Origin of the sequence: Novacetimonas hansenii JCM 7643 (assembly GCF_000964405.1) — a bacterium.
Classification (GTDB): Bacteria; Pseudomonadota; Alphaproteobacteria; order Acetobacterales; family Acetobacteraceae; genus Novacetimonas; species Novacetimonas hansenii.
Genome location: NZ_BANE01000269.1, coordinates 1 through 1510, shown reverse-complemented (window position 1 = coordinate 1510; position 1510 = coordinate 1). Strand labels below are relative to the sequence as shown.

1 protein-coding gene is annotated in these 1510 nt (G+C 61.8%); it reads right to left on the bottom strand.

Annotated elements, in window-relative coordinates; all coding sequences use genetic code 11:
- Positions 1-178: 178 nt before the first annotated feature.
- Complete coding sequence (locus B7G66_RS14455) at positions 179-1288, bottom strand: hypothetical protein (RefSeq protein WP_141313086.1); 1110 nt, start codon at positions 1286-1288, stop codon at positions 179-181.
- Positions 1289-1510 lie beyond the last annotated feature (222 nt).

Here is a 1510-nt window from a genome sequence, read left to right as displayed (position 1 = left end):
AAAGGCAGCACCCAAAAACTTTTCTTGTTTTTTATCAATGAGTTATTTTCAAACAGTCTCTTAGAAAACTTAATTCCAAACAGGCCCTGATAAAAACCCAGAAAATGAAGATTTATATTATCAATGGGTCGGTTTCAGGCTGTCTTTTTTCGGAATGACCCGCCTGCTGTTCCCACCGTCAGGGCGTCGCGGGTGGGGGCGTGGGATGGTCATGCGGCATGATGTCGTCACTGCCGGAGGAGCCGGAGACAAGCTGCCACTGCCTGCGATCATCCTGATAGCGTGAAAGACACATTTCCAGCGCCTGATATTTCTCCAGCCGTCCGACATCGCCCGCCATGCCCAGACATGCGGCCTTCAGGTCGCTGTCATAATGTGCCCACGCGGTGGAAAGGGCGGCCTCACTTTTCTGTTCCGCCGTGATGCAGTCCGTATCGCTGTCCTGCATTTCCACATGTGCGCGGGCGCAGTTCTGCGCAATCGGATAATGCGGCAGCGCCACCATGCGCCCGTGCTGCGTGTCATAGGGGTGGTGGGCCAGCTTTTCGATATCCAGCGGCGGCGCGGCATGGGGGGTGGCGGCCGCAGGGCCAAGTGGCGGTGGCATCCACAGGGCATGGGCGGCGGCATATTCCCCCATCTGCGACAGGGCGTTGGCCGCCCCGGCAACGGAAAATGGCACGGGCGCGCGTTCGGGCGGCACAAGGTTGCCGGTGGTGACGGTGTGCAACTGCTGCATCAGGTCGGCCACGGCGTCGGGTTTCATGTCACCGCCCGCCGTATCCCACTTCCGCCCCTTGGAGAAGATCTGCATCACCAGTTCGAACTTGCCGATCACCACACCCGCCGTGGTGACGCCCGCCGGGTTGCGATAGCGTTTATGCAGGTCATGGACCGCCATCCCAAGCGAGCCGGACGCAGAACGATAGAACATGATGTCAAGCTGGTTCTGCCGGGATATGACCATCGGCTGTCCCTGCGCCCCGTCGGGGGAAAACGACCATCCGGCATCCTGGGCACCGCCCTGCGCGCCATCGCCCCCATTATCGCCCCCATTATTGCCCGGGGCCATGGCCGGGGCGGCATGTGCGGATCGGGCGGGCATCGCAATGGCGGGGAGGAGCGCAAGCCCCAGTCCTAATCCCAGCGCCACGGCCCGCAACGTGCGGGCAGGGATGGATACGGCAGGGGGGGGCACGGCAGAGGGGGATACAACAGGGATGGGCACGACAGGCGTGGATGCGACGGGTGGGGTCGTGACAGAAAACACGACAGAAAAAATGCGCATCCCGACCTGTTTCCCTCCGTCTGGTGACACTGCCATGGCATGTGAGGCGCGCATGATAACCCGCCGCGCCCCCTGCCTCAATGGCGTGTAACGCAGCCCGATGGGAAAAGGGGGGCAGGGGAAAACAGGGCCGCATGCAGGACAGAAAAGGGTGGCGTCAGGATACAGGCGACCGCATTCAGGGCGTCAGGGCGTCAGGGCGTCAGGGCGTCAGGGCGTCAG